Below are 20,653 nucleotides of genomic sequence, written 5' to 3' on the forward strand. Positions count from 1 at the left end.
GTCTGGCCCTACTTTCCACCCTGGAATCAGATTGAAATATCTCTCTTCATTTCGCACGACACTGAAAATATCCCGTTACTTGTTTCGGGTATTGGCCATTATGTTATGGTCACTTGGTGCACTGTTGACCACTTTTTATATCCTGAACATCCTCAACGAGAAAAAATCTGACATCCGTCAGGAATATAATACTAACTTTGAGCAGGCTCAGAGCTACATCAGGCACTCTGCCGATATCATCCGCGATATCAAATATATGGCGGAAAACAGATTAAATCAGGATTCGGCGAGCAGTGATATCGCTGCTGGCGCTTTTATCAAAAACAAAACGACACCACAATATCATCCGCTTAATACCGGTGCGGATTGTGCTGCACTTAATTCGTCGCGCCACTCTTCATTAAGTTCTCTTAGTAACCTGATTTTGTACTGGAAAGAGAACTTTGCCGCAGCTTATGACCTTAACCGGATATTCTTTATTGGCAGCGACACGCTGTGCATGGTGGATTTCGATATTCGCAATACCCCGATGGAGCAGGAGAGTCTGCTTAAGTCATTGAATGAAAATATTTTAAAATATCGAGATGCAAAAAATCAGGATAAAGACAGCACGTTGTATTGGATAGTACCGGGTGTGCGGCCTGAAATTGGTACCTTATATGTCCTGACCCCCCTCTATGTGGGTAACAAGCTAGAGGCAATGGTGGGTACTGAGCAAACTATCCGCCTGGAGGATTTTATCTCTTCCGGGACATTGCCTGTCGGCGTGACATTACTTGATCAGGATAATGAGCCGGTATTACGGTTAGCAACAGGGGAACGGTATGCTTCGATGTTAGACGATTACCCTGATTCTCCGTCTTATTTTGGCTACGTTGATGACTACAACTCGCTTATTCTAAAAAAGAATTTACTGCCATCAACCCTCAGTATCGCTTATTCCTTGCCGGTTAGAACGATAATAGATACGTTCAAGTTATTAATTTTTAATGCATTTCTTCTGAACGCGCTTTCTGGTGTCGTGATCTTTACTCTGGCGTGGCTATTTGAGCGAAAAATGTTCCATCCAGCAGAAGATAACGCCTTGAGGCTGGAGGAACATGAACAGTTCAACCGCAAAATTGTCGCTTCGGCTCCAGTGGGCATTTCCATTCTGCGCATTAGTGACGGGACCAATATCCTCAGCAATGAATTGGCACATAACTATATTAATTTGCTGACGAACGAGGATCGCGAACGTATTACACGCATTATTTGTGAGCAGCAGGCGAACTTTGTCGATGTCATGACCAGCAATAACAATAATCTACAAATTAGCTTTGTTCACTCCCGTTATCGTAATGAAGATGTGGCTATCTGTGTGCTGGTTGACGTCAGCTCGCGGGTCAAAATGGAAGAGTCACTGCAAGAGATGGCGGCGGCGGCGGAGCAGGCCAGCCAATCAAAATCGATGTTTTTAGCCACGGTCAGCCATGAGTTGCGCACGCCGCTATATGGGATTATCGGTAACCTCGATTTGTTGCAAACCAAAGAGTTACCTCAGGGTGTTGAGCGGCTGGTGACGGCGATGAATAATTCGTCAGGCTTATTACTCAAAATTATCAGCGACATCCTCGATTTTTCTAAAATAGAATCTGAACAACTGAAAATTGAGCCGAGTGAGTTTTCTACCGTGGAGGTGATAACCCATATTACGGCTAACTATTTACCGCTGGTGGTCAAAAAACGCTTAGGTCTCTACTGCTTTATTGAGCCTGATGTGCCACGACAGATGCTCGGCGATCCTGTCCGTTTGCAACAGGTAATTTCTAACCTGTTGAATAATGCTATAAAATTTACAGATACTGGCTGTATTATCTTGGAAGTACGGGTGCGCGGTGATTATCTGGAATTCCGAGTGCGAGATACCGGCGTGGGGATTAATTCACGTGAGATTAACCAGTTATTTGATCCATTCTTTCAGGTCGGAACTGGGGTGCAGCGCCATTTTCAAGGGACTGGGCTAGGTCTGGCTATCTGTGAGAAGTTGGTCAACCTGATGGATGGCGATGTTGAAGTGGTTTCAGAGCTGGGAATGGGCAGTATTTTTGCTATCCGCATTCCATTATATTTTGCCGAAAATGGCAATCGGGCCAAAAATGCCGTGTTACCGCAAAGCGACCGTTGGCAAGGGAAAACCTTGTGGTTGGATATCCGCAATGCGCGGTTGGAAAGCTATTTACTTGATTTATTGCGTCATTTTGGAGCCACGATCCGGCGTTACAGTAATGAACAGACCTTGCAGGAGCAAGTGCTGATTTGTGATTACTTACCGCAAATAAACGCACCTCTATCGACGTGGATTCAAATCTCCATTGAGCACATTGGTCTGCCACAAGAGACGCGTCCAGGCTATTGGTTACTGAGCACATCGACCCTGCTAGAGATTATCCCGCTATTGGACCAGATATTGCTGGAACAACAATTAGTTGAGTGCGCGCCATTACAGTTGCCAGCACCGAAAGCAAATCAGGATGAGAATGCAGACTTGCAAATTCTGGTTGTGGACGATCATCCCATTAATCGCCGCTTGTTAGCCGATCAGCTCACCACCCTGGGCTACCAAGTGATTACCGCGAATGATGGGTTGGATGCTCTGGCTGTATTGAATGCCAATAATGTCGATATTGTACTGACTGACGTGAACATGCCAAATATGGATGGTTATCGTCTGACTCAGCGCCTGCGGCAGTTAAACCATCATTTCCCGATCATTGGCGTAACCGCCAATGCATTAGCTGAAGGCAAACAACGCTGTATTGAAGCAGGGATGGATAACTGTTTGTCCAAGCCCGTGACACTGGATACATTGCGCCAGATGTTGGTTTACTATAGCGATAAAGTCCGCCGTTCACGTTAAAGCCTTCGTACTTGAAGCCGCAGGGGTGTTAGCTGCACTCACGCACCCGAATCACTTACTTATGTAAGCTCATCGGGATTTATTCGTTTGCTGCCTACCTGCAACTCCAATTACTTTGGCTTATGCCTTGGTCTTGAAGCCGCAGGGGTGTTAGCTGCACTCATTACTTGGCCCATCCCTGGGCCTCGCCTCTGCGAGGTCGCTGCAAGCAGCGTTCAAATCTGCTCCTGGCAGATTTGTCACCCGAATCAATTACTTATGTAAGCTCATCGGGATTTATTCGTTTGCTGCCTACCTGCAACTCCAATTACTTTGGCTTATATCTTGGTCTTGAAGCCGCAGGGGTGTTGGCTGTTTAGGTCGTTTGGTTGTTATAACGAGAGTTAATGCATTAATAACTTGAATGGAAAAATGGATAAAAATAAGCCCGATGTCACTGAGCAAATTTTGCTGAGCAAGACCGGGCTTGAGAGTATATCGGTAGATAAAGATTATTGTTCTTTATCAACCTGACTAATGGTTACAGATGAAAGATAGTTTAACAGCGCGATATCATTATCTACGCCCAGCTTCAGCATCGCCGATTTCTTCTGGCTACTGATGGTTTTAATGCTGCGATTGAGTTTTCTGGCGATTTCAGTCACTAAGAAACCTTCAGCAAATAACCGTAAAACTTCACTCTCTTTCGGTGATAAACGTTTATCACCGTAACCATTAGCACTGATTTTCTCTAGCAGTTTAGCCACGCTCTCTGGGGTGAATTTCTTCCCTTTTTGTAGTGCGGCCAATGCCTTAGGCAAGTCGGCTGGTGCGCCTTGCTTTAATACTATCCCATCAATATCCAAGTCCAAAACTGAACTAAGAATAGCGGGGTTATTATTCATGGTCAGAACAATTATGGCTAAATCTGGGTAATGCCTTTTTATATATTTTATCAGAGTGATGCCATCACCGTACTTATCCCCAGGCATGGAGAGGTCGGTAATTAGCACATTGGCATCAAGTTTAGACAAACTGTTAATAAGCGCTGTAGAGTCTTCAAACTCCCCGACAACGTTTACCCATTCAATTTGCTCAAGCGACTTTCGGATGCCAAACAACACAATTGGATGGTCATCAGCAATAATTACATTAAGGTTGTTCATGGTTATGGGTTACCTTGCTGCAACAGTCTGGTGACGAAAGAATCAATTTGACTGATGCTATTTTCGATCTTCAACCGATCGCCATCTGCGATATGCTGTTCTAATGTTTCACATAGCTGTTTGCCAAGTATCAGGTTCAACATAGCAAATACGCCTTTCAATCGATGTGCTGTCTGCGAAAGCGATATGAAATCACGTTGCTGAACTTCAGTATACAGTTTCTTCAGATCTACCGGTACTGTCTCAACAAATAAGGAATAATAGTCACTGGACTTTAGTTGTTGCTCGTAGGTATTTATATCATCAGCAGCAATGGATTCAGACTCTTCAGGTGACTCATCTGATAAGATTCGTTGCTCGATTAATAATAATATTGCATCAATGACAGCGCTGCCCAAATTATAATTTACCCGAATATAATTATCCTGCAACTGCTGTAAACCCACCTCGTCGGAGACTAGCAATAAGGTAAAGTTATCATACTGTTGTGGGTTATCCGTTAAGGTTACATCGTAATCCCGCCCTGGCAAACGATCATCCGCGACAATGCAATTGGCACCGAATGAATTCAATAACGTGGTGATGATTGAACGTACTTCTTCTGAAGTTATATCTAATAGCGCTGTAACTCCGTCCAATAATTTTTCTTGCTCCTCCACTTGTTCATTTTGGATAGCCATGGTTACACGGATAGTATAGCGAGTACCTATATCTACTTTACTGCGAATCTCAAGTTGGCCGTTTAATTTCTTACATAATTGGTTACATAAAAAGAATGTTAACCCCGAGCCATGGTTGTATCGGTCAACCAATGTTTGACTGAGGAAAGGATAATTAAGATTACTGATCTCTTCATCAGAAATACCGACACCAGTATCGGTTATCTGGATAATCAGTTGTTCTGGATGCCCAGGTTCGTGGCCAACATTGAGCGTGATTTTCCCATAAGCTGTGGTGATAACAGAATAATGCAGTAGCAGCGACAGTATTTTACGTAAGATTTTTTCATCGCCGATGTAATCCTGATCGATATTGACATGATAGTGATTAAACAGCGTTAAACCTTTCTGATTTATCGCAGGCAGTACCTCTAGCAGTAGCGCATCGATTAATGCTGATAGAGAGAAGGCTCCCTGTTCAGGCTGCCAGTCCTGAGTCTCCAGCCGCGTTAGGAGGGTAATGTTATCTATCAACTCGGCGATAGTGTCAGTTTGCGCGACCAATTTGGCCTTCAGCGCATGCTGTTGCTGTAAGTCGGTGGTGTTCTGGAGCTCATGGGCTATCTGATTGAGGTTGTTGATAGGTTGATTCAGCTCAATCCCCAGGTTGTGCAACATCAATTTGCGGGCTTGCAGGTTTTTGTCGTATTCACGCCTTGCTTGTTGCAGCTTTTTATTTACCAGTACCTCTTTATCCTGATCATGAAGCAGGAACAGATAGGTTTCTGGTGAAATCTGGCTGCGGAACATCCGAATCTCATAAACTTCATTATTTACCGTGCCCTGAATCACCCCGTGGTGCTGTTCCGCCATATGAGCAATTTTTTGCAGATTTAGATGGGGCATCAGATTATCGGCAATCTGGTTACTGGCGACTACAGTGCTGTTGCTGAAGTTATAGACCAATAACCCTTGTGGCAGGCTGGTAATAATCTCCTGACTCAGTGATTTCTGTGTTTCTAACTGTTCGACCATATCTGCACTTGGGCGCACATATTGGCGGCGCACAAAATAGATGCCTAAAACAGCCAGTACTAGCAACAATATATTGGACAAAAGGAGCCAAAAGTTATTTCTCAGCAAATCAATGGCTAACCCTCCGACCGGGACACGATAGACAATTTTCAGCGCGGCATTTGCCAGAGGGGCTGAAAATTCTAGCCAGGAACCATTCAATGCCACGCTGGTTGCTACAATGTCCTCGGGCGCCATACCTTCATTAATGGGGGTCTTATCTTGTTGCAGCAAAAAGTTAGAACGCGCCATATTGGAAGGTATTAAGTCATTAATTGGTAAGTCAAAAGCGATAACGGTAGCCAAATGTCCAGGATGGTTAAATGTGGTTCTCAGCGTAAAATAGTAGGCGTTCTGAAAGCGAAATTTACGTAACGGTGAGAAACTTTCACGTTCGTCTAAGGTATTGGCCTGTTGCAACATTTCCGCGCGCCGAGATTCAGCAGCAACGGTCAGGTAACTTTCTTTAAAACGCGAAGTGACTTCTTTTAATGCCTGGGTGGTGATAAGTGTCAGACTATTATCTTGGCCGTTAAGATAATACATCGAGTAGGTATCATTTTGTGACCCCCAATGGCTATCAAGATAGTCAGATATCTGCAAGATCATCGGCAGTGTTGCTGGCTCGTGATTGCCAAAAATGACCGAGTCAGTTTTTCTGCGCGGCTTTTCGATATAGTAAATATCAGGGCGTAGCCGGACCTCTTGTGCGGAGAGGATACTTTTCTCAGACATATTGGGGTTATTGGCTAAATCGTATATCTGATAGGTATGATAGCGGTAATCATCGATACGTTGTTGCAGGCCCGCGGCGATAGTCGTTAGCGCGTATTTTTTTTCTGCCAGATAGGCATTGGTATAGTTGTAGCTATACAGGCCCATCGTGACGAGCAGCAGGACGATAAACAGCCAGAAACAGCGAGTGATATTCGCAGAACTGGTAGATAACGAGTTATTTTGCATAACGATAATGCATATTCCTTGATTAGCGCGTGACGGCTCTGGCGCTGGCAGTGACGGTCAGTAATAGTAACGCCACACAGCCAAAAGCCACCGATAAATTGCTTAATTGTGCGACAAACCCAATTGCCGCAGGCCCGGCTAAAATCCCGGCGTATCCGATGGTGGTAATCGATGCTACCGCCAAATTGGCAGGCATCACGGTTTGGTTACCGGCGGCGGTAAATAAGATAGGCACGACATTGGATGCCCCAAGCCCTACGAGCATAAAGCCCAAAAGAGCGGCAATTGAGCTATCAACGCTTATCGCAATGATAATCCCAAGCGCAGCACACAGACTCCCACCTAATAATACCTTGTATCGGCCCAATCCGTTGACAATCCGATCGCCATTCAAACGCCCGAGTGTCATGGCGATGGCAAATACCGCATACCCCATTCCTGCTTGTGAGGGGTCCATACCGCGCAGTGTAGTCAGGAAAACCGCACTCCAGTCAAGCATCGAGCCTTCGGCCAGAAACATAACAAAGCACAGGAAGCCAATAAACATCACCCAACCGCGCGGCAAAACAAACAGTGGCCCGTCATGGGCTTCTCCGCTACCTCGTAGCAAATTCTTATTGGCAGTGAGCAGGAGAACAATCATTAGCACCACGGTAGCGATAATCGCCGCCAATGGGCTTAGCCCCAACCATAATAAAGCACTCACGCCACCGGCACCGGCAATCCCTCCGACACTAAACAGACCGTGGAAACCGGACATCATGGCCCGGCCACTGGCTTTTTCAACAATAACCGCCTGAATATTCATGGCGACATCTATTATGCCCATAGCAGCACCGAATACGAGCAGAGCGAGAGCCATCGTCACCGGGGTATTCATCAGGACTAACAAGGGAAGAGCGAGGCACAGCACTGCCCCTGCCAGTAAAATCACTGGGCGGCAACCCCATTTTGCCGTTAGTACCCCGGTCAGGGGCATTGCCAGCATCGAACCGATACCAATACACAATAGCAGTAAGCCCAACGACGCATCGTTAAGACCGATACGTGCTTTGGCAAAAGGCACTAGAGGGGCCCAAGCGGCCATACCCAATCCGGCAATAAAGAATGCCAGTCGGGTCGAGACTTGCTGTGCAACACCTGGCTGCAATGTTTGTTGGAGTACTTTGGTGGTCATGAGGTATCAGATCTGCGATTGAAACGAACAAGTGATATTGACAGACGTTTCTATCACAAAGAGAAATGCGGGTCGAAGGGATTTGTCTGGATTAGTAGAATAGTTGCTTTTTATATACGGTTGCTGCGGGTACCCCATGACTCTAAGCCCCATATATGCATGGCATAGCTGGCTTCTCTTTAGCTACTCATTAGGCCAAAATGTGGTTTTTATCATCCTAAATACACCTCAGGATAGCCGTATCACTCAATAAGATTGTGGCTTAAAATCAAAAATGATTAGCCGAGGGTTATTTCTAGTAGAGGGTGAACCGTTCAATTATCGATTGTTGATGAATAATTGAACGGTCATGCATAGGGCATTATAATCACTGATCGGATACTTTTAAGCTATTTGTGCTTAAATAAAATCATGAAACTATATTATTCGGCTACTATTTCATCTTGTTAATACGCGCTCACTATAAATATACTTAACTATATATTATTGGCAATAAAAAAGCCGGTCAAAGACCGACCGTAACACTAACTAATTATCTGGCCACATAAGCCATAATGTGAATAAAAGTAAAAATAATGATGATAGCGGATGTATTATAGTCCTCGGTTATTGTATTTTACTTATCAATTTGTGCTGCTGATGTATTTTTTCAACTTTTTGTTTTATATGTAAATTGTATTTGTTCTTGATTATAAGTGCTATATTTTTGGTGTTTTTAATATTTGTTAAAGTTCGCCAGTATTTACATTCTGAAATACTTTATTGGACATATGAAACATTATCCGTCACTTAGTAGCATTTTCTGTATAGATTAATCCTAATCTTATTCCCACAATAGAGAAACCCCATTGGGATTAATTGCTCGAAAGAGCAGTGGCATAATCAAATCTAATAATAGAGGATAATAACGATGAAACTTCGAGTTCTTTCTCTGCTGGTTCCGGCTTTATTAGTCGCAGGTAGTGCAGGTGCAGCTGAAATTTACAACAAAGACGGCAACAAACTGGACTTGTTCGGTAAAATTGATGGTCTGCATTATTTCTCTGACAATAAAAGCAACGATGGCGATCAGTCCTACATGCGTTTCGGCCTAAAAGGCGAAACACAAATTAATGACCAACTGACCGGTTATGGCGAGTGGGAATATCAGGCAAACCTGAATAAAGCTGAAAGTCAGGATCAAGGCAACTTCACCCGTGTTGGCTTTGCGGGGCTGAAATTTGCGGATTACGGTTCTCTGGATTACGGCCGTAACTACGGTGTGCTGTACGACGTAACTTCATGGACTGACGTGCTGCCAGAGTTTGGTGGCGATACATATGGTGCGGATAACTTCCTGTCTCAACGTGGTAACGGCATGGCGACTTACCGTAACACCAACTTCTTTGGTCTGGTGGACGGCCTGAACTTTGCGCTGCAATATCAGGGCAAAAATGGTAACGGTACTGAAACCAATAATGGCCGTGATGTACAAGGGCAGAATGGTGATGGTTACGGTATGTCCGTATCTTACGATTTGGGCTGGGGGGTGAGCGCTTCTGCGGCGATGGCCAGTTCTCTGCGTACTACTGATCAAAATAACCTGAAATTTGGTCACGGTGACCGTGCAGATGCATACACCGGTGGTTTGAAATACGATGCCAACAATGTCTATCTGGCGGCTAACTATACTCAGACTTATAACCTGACCCGCTTCGGTGATTTCGGCAATAACAATGCCGATGCAGGTTATGCTAACAAAGCGCAAAATATTGAGTTAGTGGCTCAATATCAATTTGATTTCGGCCTGCGTCCATCCGTGGCTTACCTGCAATCCAAAGGTAAAGACCTTGGCAACGGCTATGGTGACCAGGATCTGTTGAAATACGTTGATGTCGGCGCAACTTATGCCTTCAACAAAAACATGTCCACCTACGTTGATTACAAAATCAACCTGTTGGATGAAAATACCTTTACCAAAAACGCCGGTATCAACACTGATGATATCGTAGCTGTTGGTGTGGTTTACCAGTTCTAATTCTGATTACAGGATAAGTTCTGAGGCAGAACGCGGTCACCTGGCCGCGTTTTTTTTGTGTCGGTCATCAGGCTGGTATTGTTAGGGCAGGATGTTTATCCGCCGAAGGCAGCTCTTACGTGCATTGAAAACAGCCGATGGTTTATCAAAAGTCGCACTATTTTTAGCCGCACAGACTTTTTTTGACCAATTTTGGTGTGAAGTTTAACCAAACGAATCGAATTTCAATTTTTTCTGAATGAAACACTAGACATATCATCGCGCTATAGATGATAATGCTGCCCATTGGAAGGATGGCCGAGTGGTTTAAGGCAACGGTCTTGAAAACCGTCGACTGTAACAGGTCCTAGAGTTCGAATCTCTATCCTTCCGCCAAATTTAAAGCCCAAGCTTATCGCAAGCTTGGGCTTTTTTGTTTGTGTTTTTTTCGGGTATGTCATATCGCCCCTGTTGCCCGGGATCGTTTTTTATCTGTTTTTGTGTATGTAATTCATCCCTGATGACAGCCCCCCATCGGGAGTAACCCCGTTTTTTTCGTGATTTACTTCACCATGTAGTTTTATATGCCACCATTTTCCCATTAAATCTGAGGAAAATATTGGTGCTTTTATTGGGTAATTTCAGATATTTATTGTAGGACATGATTTATTATCGTGTAGGACGAAGGCCTCGCTGTCTGTCGATTTATGCCATATAAAATGGGTGGTTAAAAATAAATACCTTATATAACAAGGTTCTTATGATTATTTAATAATTATCGATTAATCGATATCTGAGGATATTCCTATGTGTGGTTTTCTTTTGTGAACTTTTTAAAGGAAATAGGTAATAACGTTAATGCCTAGCTTTAAATATTGTTAAATTATATTTTGTGATCTATTGGTCTGTCTGACTCATGGTAAGTAGTGTTTTATTTTGTTAATTGCTACATCATATCAACATAATGGTTTTTTATTTTATGCAATGGGATGTGACGATCAATTATTTTGTTATAAATGAGTTTGCTTGTAGTATCTGTTGTATGCGACATGTGTGGTGAGATGATTATCAAGTGAATATTTTCCTCCGTATTAATGACCACTCTTCTTTATTCTTCGAGTGTATAAGCTCTATATTTTAGGGCGATATTTTCCTATGGGTGGGGGTTGTTATTCTCTGGATACAGAGTGTATGAGATGGAATTAATTCATTAGATAATTACATTTAACCTGGCATGTTCATTTTCTACCGCCAGGATAATTTTATTTCAGGGGGAGGGGATGTTTAATTGCGTTATTGATGTGAAAGATAATTACTTTCGGCACGGTCTGTTTATTCTGCTCAGCGAAACACTGGCGGAATATCATACTGAGCAAGGAATAAGTAATGAGGTGAACAACGGTCAAATTACCTTCAGCGGTACCCCGAATACCCAGACGCGGCTGGTATTTATTGATGCAGACAACACCTATTTTTGTCAGGCATTCGAACAGACGATCAGGCTTAATCAACGTTGGTCCCCGAGTGTTTTCATCATTCTCAAGTCAAGACATGTTCGCCAGCCTCGCGAGATGGCGTTGGATGAGGTGGTGCGCATTCTCTATAAAGATGACGAGGCCACTGACATTAAACAAAAAATCAGGGAGGCGCTCATCTCATGGGCCTTGACGAAAAAGCCTGCGACTGCCCTGCCGATTTCGGGGGAACTTGGTGATGAGAATGATGTGCGCCTGGTGAGTCTGACGAGAGGCGAGCGTGTTGTTATTTACTTGTTTGGCGAGGGTTTTACCGGAAAAAGTATCTCCCAGATTTTGAGTAAAAGTGAAAAGACCATCAGCGGACAGAAGCGGTCAGCGATGAGGAAGCTGGATGTATGCAGTGATGTGGAGTTGTTCTGTAAAGTCCATCAAGGTCAGGGGGGGTTATTGCATTAAGGGTTGCGTGTTATGCCATTGCATTCGCAGCTGATATTAATTTTATTATCCAGGGTTCGACTCAAATATTGATATTAAATTGTTAAAAATGCCAAACTTTATTGTAATGGCATAACTAACTATTACATCAATAAAAATAATTAAATATTATAATAAGGGAAGTGCTAGTTATGCCAATTTTATACCATTTAAAAAATAACTCCTTTATGAATATTGTTAATATAATCAGTGGAGTTAAGCTTACTAAAGTCGCTGTAGGCGTCATTATTGCCTGCAGTGGCGCATTGTATTTTTCAAATGCCGCCAACGCCTCGAGTTGCCAAACGGTAGACGGGACTCAAGGTGGAGTCAGTGTCAGTAATAATGGCAGTTGCACCATTACCAACAAATATTCCCCCACGACAAACGACAATGAGTTTGGTGCAGTTTATGTCAATAATGGTGACAGGATCACACTGACAGGCGATGCATCTACGATTATTCAAGGTGAGTCTGGCTATACCGGCAAACTGTTTGGTGACCTTTATCCAGACGCGAATGGTCAAGAGCATTTAATGTTGGGTGATAAAACCCAGGGCGTGACAACATGGGATGATATTACCGGCTCAAATATCGTGGTTGCAACCTATGATAGTAGTAAAATCACTTCGTCAGACTGGGGAGCCTCTAATTATTGGTTTACGGCCATTCCCCATGATGTTAATGGGCAACAATATATTAACACGCGTTTCGGCACAGTCGAAAATGGCACGCTAGCTATTAATCTGGGTAATTCTGCGTTGCCATCAACCGCGGCTGAAAACAAAATAAGAATTGCTGCGAAACAAAGTTTTTTAACGGTAGCTAAAGGGAATAACAGCACTGTTGAATGGACATCAAAAAATATGGTGGTATTCGAAGCCTGGAGCCCAGAACAGGCTGGAGTAGGGACCACTAATTTCGAATATAGTATACCAAACTATCAGGGCACTTTTATCGGCTTTGATAACAACAGTTATACTGTCAATAATGACGTTGAGTTAAAAGCCTATAATGATGTTCTGATCCAGGCATTAAAACAGGGTCAATTAAAATCCCAGCAAGCCTATGATAATGCCTTAGCACAGGGCGTAACTTTTACAAATAAAACAGGTAGCTTCAACTATACAGTCACCCCTGGAGATGAAGTTACCATGTCTATTGGTGATAACGCGGTGATTGTTGCCGATGGTTATGGTGCAAAAGGGGTTATTAAAGATGGTGGGCAGTTAGATGCCCGAATCAATAATTTAGGCGCTATGCTAGCTAAAAATGGTGCCCACATTGAAGTAGAACAGGGGGGGCAACTTTCCGGTCAGTATTATTTGATGAGAATAATGGAAGATAGTACTGGTTCAAATAACGGTATTATTTCGAGTGGCTACCTCGTAGGTGATAATTGGGATACCACATCACCTAACCCCTATCCTCAAGATTTAGCTTATGTTCAGGGCTTTGCTGTCACCGCTGAGGGGGCAAATGCGCGCTTTATTAATAACGGAATTATGAATCTGGCCGGATGGAGCTATGTGGAGAATGCCAGTTCTGTTCTCGACACCAATTATCTGATTAAGACTGCGGCAGGTGCGATAGCAAGTAATACCGGAATAATGAATATTGGCGTTAATAATAATTTTCTTGATGCCGATCTTGCTGGGGCGATTATTGATGGTACGGGTTCTTCGTTTACCAATGAAGCTGGCGGCCATATCTATATTGGCAGAGCTGCGCAATATGATATTGCTAATCCAGAAAATGTGAGTGATACAGCCAACAAACGCTTACAACAGGGCATCCGCCTGATTGAAGGTAATGCAACCAATAATGGCCGCATTACCATTGGTAGCAAAACCGAAAATGCCATTGGAATGATTGCGACCGGAGACAATGCCGGCACCTCTCTGACGAATAATGGTCAAATCATCATTAATGGTGATGCATCAACTCATCCATTACAAAATGTCGCCATGTGGGCTGAAAACACCGGTGATACTGATATTCATCATAATGGTCTTATCGAACTCAATGGTGTTAATGCCGTTGCTTTAAAGGTGTTATCTACCAATAAAAATGCCTCAGCAACTACCAGCTCGAATAGCAGTATTAATATTGAAGGTGGTGCCAATATTTCTAACGGCACGCGAAACTTTGGTATATGGGTTGAAGGTAGTGATGCTTCCGCAGAGATCGAGGGGCAAGTTAATCTGAAAGGTGAAGGTGCCATCGGTGTACATGCCCGTAATGGTGCCAAGATTGATGTCAAAGGTAACGCCCAAGTTAATTTCGTTGATGGCGATAACCAGATTGGCTACTTCGTTCACGGTCTGGGATCCCAGATTCTCAATAGCACATCTCAGGCGCAAACATTAACCACCAAGGGTTCAACACTATACCGTCTGGATGGCGGGGCTAGTTTTATCGGCTCTGATGTTATTGATTTATCTTCGCAACTAACCGCCCAATCAAAAGATACCACTCTATTTTTAGTGACAGGAATGGATAATGCTACCGGCACTGCCAGTAACTTTACTTCGGGTAAACTAAAAATCGACGTTAACGGTGAAGGTTCTACCGGTATTCGCGTGGAAGGTGGCGCAAGCGGCACAATTACCGAAACAGCCGATATTATCCGGGTAGCAGGTAATGGTGCGACAGCAGGCATTGTTGACGGTAAATATTATGGCATTGATGGCCTGGAAGTACCGGAGAGTTTCAGCACTAACTCTATTTTAACCAGTTATGCCCAATTAGGTTCAGCACATTCTGTTGATGGTGCTTTTGGCTATATTGCCCGTAACAGCGGGACTCTGCTTCATAAAGGTAGCCTTGATTTTTCAACTAGTGGAACAGGTAAAACTGGGGTGCTGGTTGATAATGGAATATTGGATAATCAGGGTGCCATAAAAGTTAAAGGCACTGCCGTTCATATTAAAGGTGAGAACGCCCGAGTAAATAACACCAGCACGATTGAAGCGACGGATGAAACCGCAGCTTATTTAATCGATAACGGTGCTTCACTGACACTGGATGGAACGGGCCAAACAAAAGCCGGAGGCACAGCTCATGGTGTGTTATTACAAGCTGGCGCAAAAGGTTTGGCTATCGAACGTGCAATTATTGATATGCTTGGAAGTGGTAATGGTATAGAGAATACGGCTGAAATTAGTAATATCAAATTGAGCGATGCAGTCATTAATGTCGGTACTGGGGCGGGTATACGCACAGCAACAGCTCTGGCACAGACTGATAATGTGACGATTAATGTTGAAGGAACTAACGGCACTGGCTTCTTATTTGAGAAAAATATAGCCGGAAATAAAATAACGGATGTTGAGCTCAACCTGGCGGGAACTGAGGGGCTAACGATTAACGTTAATTCAGCCAGTGGGCAAGGTTTGATAACTAATTCATCTGCCAGTGTTACCAGCGGTGCAAATATTAATGTTAATCAGGCAACCGGTGGTTCAGCCTTAGTCGTTGGTGGTATCAGTAATACAGTGAATCAGCACGGGAAACTTGAATCGAAGTCCACAGTGAGTGGTGTTTCGGTTGTTGATATCAATAATGGTCAAGTAAATACCTTTACTAACTATGGCCAAATCTTAGCGGCAAATGTCACGCAATTAGCCCTGCAAACGCTTTCTGGCCCTGCGGTAGCATTTACCAATGCGGCTAATGCCATTATCAGCGGTCAGGTCAATCTACTCAACGACCAGGATAATAGTATTACGCTGGTCAGTGGTAGCGAAGGCACCGACTTTAAAACCAGTGCTGGTGATGACCGCTTTTTCTTAAAAGATATCACCGCTAGTGAGCAAGATACTTTATTCCATACACTAAACGGTGGTGTTGGTCACGACACCCTGCAACTGGATAATTCTGTTTATCGTGTTCTGAATGAAACTACCATTTTGAACATGGAAGATATTGAACTAAAAAATAACTCGATGCTGACATTAGACAACGCCTTACTCACACTAGGTGATGCTAAAGATGATGCCGCTGATACTGGCTATAGCATTGATGCGACCAGTGAACTTGCCATTGTTAATAATAATGCTGTGGCTTTTAATAGCCATTTATCGGGCACTGGGTTACTGAGCGTCAATACTTCTGGTCAGAGTTTTGATTTCACAACGAATAACTATGCTGACAGTTTTGCCGGTACGGTTGCCTTGGGGCACAGTACTTTCCAATTGAAAGAGGGCAATACGCAAGCGCTAACCGATGCCACATTGAAATTAGGCCAAAATAGTGTGACTTACGTTGGTGATAGCCTACAGAGTATCGGCGGGCTAATTTTTGACGGCGGCACAGTTAATTTCAATACCGGAACACCGGGTCAGCCGGAAAAAAGTCAAATCCAGACCAGTAATGTATTAGACCTGACAGGTACCGGCAAAGTCGGTATTAATATTGAAAGCGTTCAAAACTATCTGCCACCATCAACGCCATCGACCGATGTTACCCCGTTAATGGAGCAAGATGATGCCAATCTATTACTCAAACTGGCGGACTCCCTTGGCGTTGTCACCGGAAGCGGTGGCGCATTACAGCTAATTGATAATCGGACTAATACAGTAATAACCAATAAAACAATGGCGGACATCGAGCAAAATGGTGTGCACGTTGCTAATGGTTCTTACGATTATCGATTAACCACGGGCGCCAATAATAATGATGGTTTGTTTGTGAACTATGGCTTAACCCAAGTGGAGTTATTGAGCGATGGTGCAAATGCTTTAACACTGAGTTCTGGTGGGAAAACAGGTGCGGCCGCCGATCTTAGTGCAAAAGTAGTGGGTGGCGGAGATTTATCAATCGATACCGGTGCAGGAAATACTGTTTCGTTATCAAATACACTCAACAGCTATACCGGTGTTACTGATATTCGCTCCGGCACCTTATCGATGGGCGCGAATAACGTTCTGGGTAATACCGAAAAATTGCAGTTAAACAATCAAAGCATATTTGAAATGGCCTCTTTTAGTCAGACCATTGGTCAGCTTGAAAGCGCGTTAGGAACATGGGTTAATTTGAGTGGTGGTCATCTGACTATCAATCAAGGTGGTGTTTCTAATGGTCATTTGACCGGGGCAGGAACGTTGACCGTTGCGGATAATACGCTAACGGTAAATGGTGCCAATGATCAACTTTCTGCCAAAACTGAGATTGCTAATACTGCTCAAGTTAGTCTGAACCATATCAGCGGCTTAGGTACGGGTGATATTGATAATGGCGGTAAACTTAATCTGACGGGTGCTACAGGGCATTTCGTTAATAATCTGAGCAACAGTGGTGATGTTAAACTGAACAACAGTCAGGCGGTATTACAAGGAGATAATGCATCATTCTCCGGACGCTATCAGATTGATAATACATCTGTATTGACCGCATCTCAGGCTCAACATCTAGGCAGTGCTGATGTGGAAGATGATGGAGCGTTGGTATTGAATACCCGTTCTAACTGGACGCTGTTAAATAATGTCAGTGGCGTTGGTGACCTGACTAAATTAGGTCAGGCAGTGCTGACCTTAATGGGCAATGTGACTTACACCGGCCTGACCGATATTAATCAGGGTGGGATTACCTTAGGCAATAGCAATACATCTGTGACTTTAGCCAGTCAGCAAGTCAATATTGCCGATAATAGCTTTATGTCAGGCTATGGTGGTGTTGCCGGTAATATCGATAATCTGGGGTCGTTATATGTAGGCGATAGAGCGCTCACCCGTTCATTATCACCTGCCACGACCTTTAGAGTGGGCGGCAATCTCATTAACAGCGGTTCAACCTATATTGGTTCGGCATCAACTTCCGTCGGTAATCAACTGCATGTCAGTGGCGATTATCTGGGAAATAATGGCAATCTGTATCTTAATACTGTTCTGGGTGATGACAACTCACTGACAGATAAACTCATTGTTGACGGTAACACTCAAGGTAATACTTTAGTGACGGTTGCGAATGTGGGTGGTCAGGGTGCTGAAACGCTCAATGGTATTGAGGTTGTGCATGTTGGCGGTGACTCTGCCGGTACATTTACACAAGATGGCCGTATCGTTGCCGGGGCTTATGAATATAGTTTAGGTCGTGGCAATGGGGTGAATACAGGCAACTGGTATTTGACCAGCCAATTGACCAGTGGCCCGACCGATCCGACCACGCCAACAGATCTGTCAAAACCATCGGTTTTACGGCCTGAGATAAGCAGCTATGCAGCGAATATTGCTGGGGCCAATACCTTATTTATGACCCGACTGCATGATCGTTTAGGTGAAACCCAATATATCGATGCCTTAACGGGCGAAGAGAAAGTGACCAGTATGTGGATGCGCCAGGTTGGTAGCCATAACCGCTCCCGTGATACCTCTGGTCAATTGAAAACCCAGAGTAATAGTTACGTGTTGCAGTTAGGCGGTGATATTGCTCAATGGAGTGATGATAATCTCAATCGCTGGCATTTAGGCGCGATGGCGGGTTATGCCAATCAGCAAAGTAACACGAACTCTGGTGTTACCAGCATCGGGTCCAAAGGTAAGGTTGATGGCTATAGCGCCGGCTTATATGGCACTTGGTATGATAATGATGCTGATAAGAACGGCACTTATGTTGATACCTGGGTTCTGTATAACTGGTTTAACAATACTGTCAGCGGTGAAAGCCTTGCCAGTGAAAGCTATAAGTCCAACGGCTTCACGGCCTCAGCCGAGCTGGGCTATACCTTCAAAATGAGCGAATCGCCGGAAAATAACAGAATATTTTACCTGCAACCAAAAGCTCAGATTGTCTGGATGGGCGTCAAAGCTGATAGTTTCAGCGATGCACGTGGCACCCAGATCAGTAGTGAAGGTGAGGGTAATATCCTGACCCGCTTAGGTCTTCGTTCTTATATCAATGGTTATAGTGATATTGATAAAGGTAAACAGCGAGTATTTGAACCCTTCGTTGAGGCTAACTGGATCCATAACAGTAAGAGCTTTGGCGGCAATATGGGTGGCACGTTAGTTGAGCAAGATGGCACTAGAAATATTGGTGAGCTAAAAGTTGGTGTTGAGGCCCAGTGGAATCCTAAGTTAAATCTCTGGATGAACGTTGGTCAGCAAGTGGGGGGTAAAGGCTACAGTGATACCTCTGCCGTAGTAGGCGTTAAATATAACTTCTAGTTTAGTCATTGTTTACGGGCCACCATCAGAGTGGCCCGTTTCTCAAACTCATCGTAAATCAGATTGTTACTGCTATTCATCCCGCCAGCGGCGCGCTATTCTGACAATCAACGCACCATTTATCTGTAAGTAACACCCAGTGCTATCGTGATATTGCTGCCTGGTTTCGCATTCGCATTCTTTTTAGCAGACCATCCTTGCGCCAAATTTAAAGCCCAAGCTTATTGCAAGCTTGGGCTTTTTGCTTTTTCAGCGGGAACAAACAGAGAGCGGCTATTACTTGGCCTGCGCCTCGAGAGTAAATGTCTCTTGAATCACCGCCATCTCTTTAACCATGATAGTTTCCGTGCGCGCTTTTGCCACGCCACGGCAGCCTTCACCATAGTGTTCACCTTCCCAACGCCCAACCAATGCCGCACCAACTGCGTTACTCATCACATTAGTGGCAGAACGGCCCATATCGAGGAAGGGATCAACCCCCATCAGTAGAATCAACCCTGCTTCCGGGATATTGAACTGGCTCAACGTTGCGGCAATAACCACTAATGAAGCACGTGGAACACCCGCCATGCCCTTAGAAGTCAGCATTAGAATCAATAACATGGTGACTTGCTCACCCATGCTCAAATGGATATTACATGCCTGAGCAATAAATATGACCGCGAACGAGCAATATGCCATGGAGCCTACAAGGTTAAAGGAATAACCAATCGGCAACACAAAACTGGCAATTTTGTTGGATACGCCAAACTCTTCTAATTTCTCTAACGTACCAGGGAAGGCCGCTTCAGAACTTGAGGTGGTAAAAGCTAACAGCGCAGGTTCGCTGATGCCTTTAATTAAGCGCAGCGTGCAGCGGCCAATCAGAAGGATTGAACAACCAATCAAAATAAGCCACAGCAGGCCGAGGGTGAGGTAGAACTCGCCCATAAAGATACCGGCACTGACTAATACACTTAAGCCACGCTCAGAAATCATGGCTGAAATGGCAGCGAATACGGTCAGAGGGGCAAACAACATGACGTAACCTGTGAGTTTTAGCATCAGGTGTGCCAACGAATCTAATACCGAAACGATAGGGGTAGCTTTTTCACCGATGGCGGACAGGCTAATCCCCATAAATATAGAGAACACAACAATTTGCAGGATTTCATTACGTGCCATCGCATCCACAATACTGGTTGGGATAGCGTGTGAGATAAACACCTTAGCCGAGAATGGTACCGGTGCGATACCGTCAACAGCGCTGGCAGTTTCCGCCACGAAGTTAATCCCATCCCCGGGTCTTAACAGGTTAACAATCACCAACCCGAGCAGAATGGAAATGAATGCGGCGCAAATGAACAAGAACAGCGTTTTTGAGAAAACGCGCCCTAAGGTTTTGGCATCCCCCATTTTGGCAATCCCAACCACTAATGTTGAGATGATTAATGGAGCAATGATCATTTTGATCAATCGCAGGAAAATATCGGTGAAAATAGATATTTCAGATGAGTATGATTTAGCGAACTCAGGGCTGCTAAAGGAATTAATTAAAAATCCGACAATAATACCTATTATCAGACCCAATATGATCATTGTGGTCAAATTTTTTGATTTCATAAGGATTCCATTTATAAGTA

At 44.0% G+C, this 20,653-nt stretch carries 8 protein-coding genes and 1 tRNA gene; 5 read left to right on the plus strand and 4 right to left on the minus strand.

Going from position 1 to position 20,653, the window contains the following annotated elements; genetic code table 11:
- Positions 1 to 31: 31 nt before the first annotated feature.
- Positions 32 to 2,899 carry a two-component system sensor histidine kinase RcsC gene (rcsC, locus tag V1956_RS09740; RefSeq protein ID WP_372559444.1) on the plus strand — a complete coding sequence of 956 codons (2,868 nt, stop codon included), beginning with the start codon at positions 32 to 34 and terminating at the stop codon, positions 2,897 to 2,899.
- Positions 2,900 to 3,390: 491 nt separating this feature from the next.
- On the opposite strand, the gene rcsB is transcribed toward rcsC, so the two are convergent.
- From rcsB to V1956_RS09755, 3 genes are read right to left on the minus strand one after another with little or no spacing between them, the layout of a single operon-like run.
- Positions 3,391 to 4,044, minus strand: a complete 654-nt coding sequence (gene rcsB / locus V1956_RS09745) for a response regulator transcription factor RcsB (RefSeq protein ID WP_372559443.1) — start codon at positions 4,042 to 4,044, stop codon at positions 3,391 to 3,393.
- A gap of 2 nt (positions 4,045 to 4,046) precedes the next feature.
- Entirely contained in the window at positions 4,047 to 6,740 is a 2,694-nt protein-coding gene (gene rcsD / locus V1956_RS09750) for a phosphotransferase RcsD (RefSeq protein WP_372559442.1), read from the minus strand.
- A 22-nt stretch (positions 6,741 to 6,762) separates the two neighbouring features.
- Positions 6,763 to 7,917 carry an MFS transporter gene (locus V1956_RS09755; RefSeq protein WP_372559441.1) on the minus strand — a complete coding sequence of 385 codons (1,155 nt, stop codon included), beginning with the start codon at positions 7,915 to 7,917 and terminating at the stop codon, positions 6,763 to 6,765.
- 910 nt (positions 7,918 to 8,827) lie between these two features.
- Here V1956_RS09755 and ompC point away from each other — a divergent pair.
- The 4 genes from ompC to V1956_RS09775 all read left to right on the plus strand — a co-directional run bounded on the left by ompC (position 8,828) and on the right by V1956_RS09775 (position 19,031).
- Positions 8,828 to 9,934 carry a porin OmpC gene (gene ompC, locus V1956_RS09760; RefSeq protein ID WP_083158305.1) on the plus strand — a complete coding sequence of 369 codons (1,107 nt, stop codon included), beginning with the start codon at positions 8,828 to 8,830 and terminating at the stop codon, positions 9,932 to 9,934.
- Between the two features lie 287 nt (positions 9,935 to 10,221).
- Positions 10,222 to 10,309: transfer RNA gene (locus V1956_RS09765), tRNA-Ser, on the plus strand.
- Between the two features lie 884 nt (positions 10,310 to 11,193).
- Positions 11,194 to 11,847, plus strand: coding sequence for a helix-turn-helix transcriptional regulator (locus tag V1956_RS09770; RefSeq protein ID WP_442825057.1), 654 nt, complete (start codon positions 11,194 to 11,196; stop codon positions 11,845 to 11,847).
- Between the two features lie 206 nt (positions 11,848 to 12,053).
- A complete protein-coding gene (locus V1956_RS09775; RefSeq protein ID WP_442825058.1) occupies positions 12,054 to 19,031 on the plus strand; it encodes an autotransporter outer membrane beta-barrel domain-containing protein in 6,978 nt (2,325 codons plus the stop codon).
- Positions 19,032 to 19,307: 276 nt separating this feature from the next.
- Here the strand turns inward: V1956_RS09775 and V1956_RS09780 are convergent, their stop codons facing one another.
- Positions 19,308 to 20,633 (minus strand): dicarboxylate/amino acid:cation symporter, encoded by a 1,326-nt coding sequence (locus tag V1956_RS09780; RefSeq protein WP_083158306.1) that lies wholly within the window; start codon positions 20,631 to 20,633, stop codon positions 19,308 to 19,310.
- Positions 20,634 to 20,653 lie beyond the last annotated feature (20 nt).

The organism is Yersinia sp. 2540 StPb PI (assembly GCF_052217165.1).
Lineage (GTDB): Bacteria > Pseudomonadota > Gammaproteobacteria > Enterobacterales > Enterobacteriaceae > Yersinia > Yersinia enterocolitica_E.

What these genes read in the sequence shown, in the direction of transcription:
- V1956_RS09770 (WP_442825057.1), top strand. Translation starts at nt 11,194, where the DNA reads ATGTTTAATTGCGTTATTGATGTGAAAGATAATTACTTTCGGCACGGT.
- V1956_RS09755 (WP_372559441.1), bottom strand. Translation starts at nt 7,917, where the DNA reads ATGACCACCAAAGTACTCCAACAAACATTGCAGCCAGGTGTTGCACAG.
- V1956_RS09780 (WP_083158306.1), bottom strand. Translation starts at nt 20,633, where the DNA reads ATGAAATCAAAAAATTTGACCACAATGATCATATTGGGTCTGATAATA.
- rcsB (WP_372559443.1), bottom strand. Translation starts at nt 4,044, where the DNA reads ATGAACAACCTTAATGTAATTATTGCTGATGACCATCCAATTGTGTTG.
- rcsD (WP_372559442.1), bottom strand. Translation starts at nt 6,740, where the DNA reads ATGCAAAATAACTCGTTATCTACCAGTTCTGCGAATATCACTCGCTGT.
- ompC (WP_083158305.1), top strand. Translation starts at nt 8,828, where the DNA reads ATGAAACTTCGAGTTCTTTCTCTGCTGGTTCCGGCTTTATTAGTCGCA.
- V1956_RS09775 (WP_442825058.1), top strand. Translation starts at nt 12,054, where the DNA reads ATGAATATTGTTAATATAATCAGTGGAGTTAAGCTTACTAAAGTCGCT.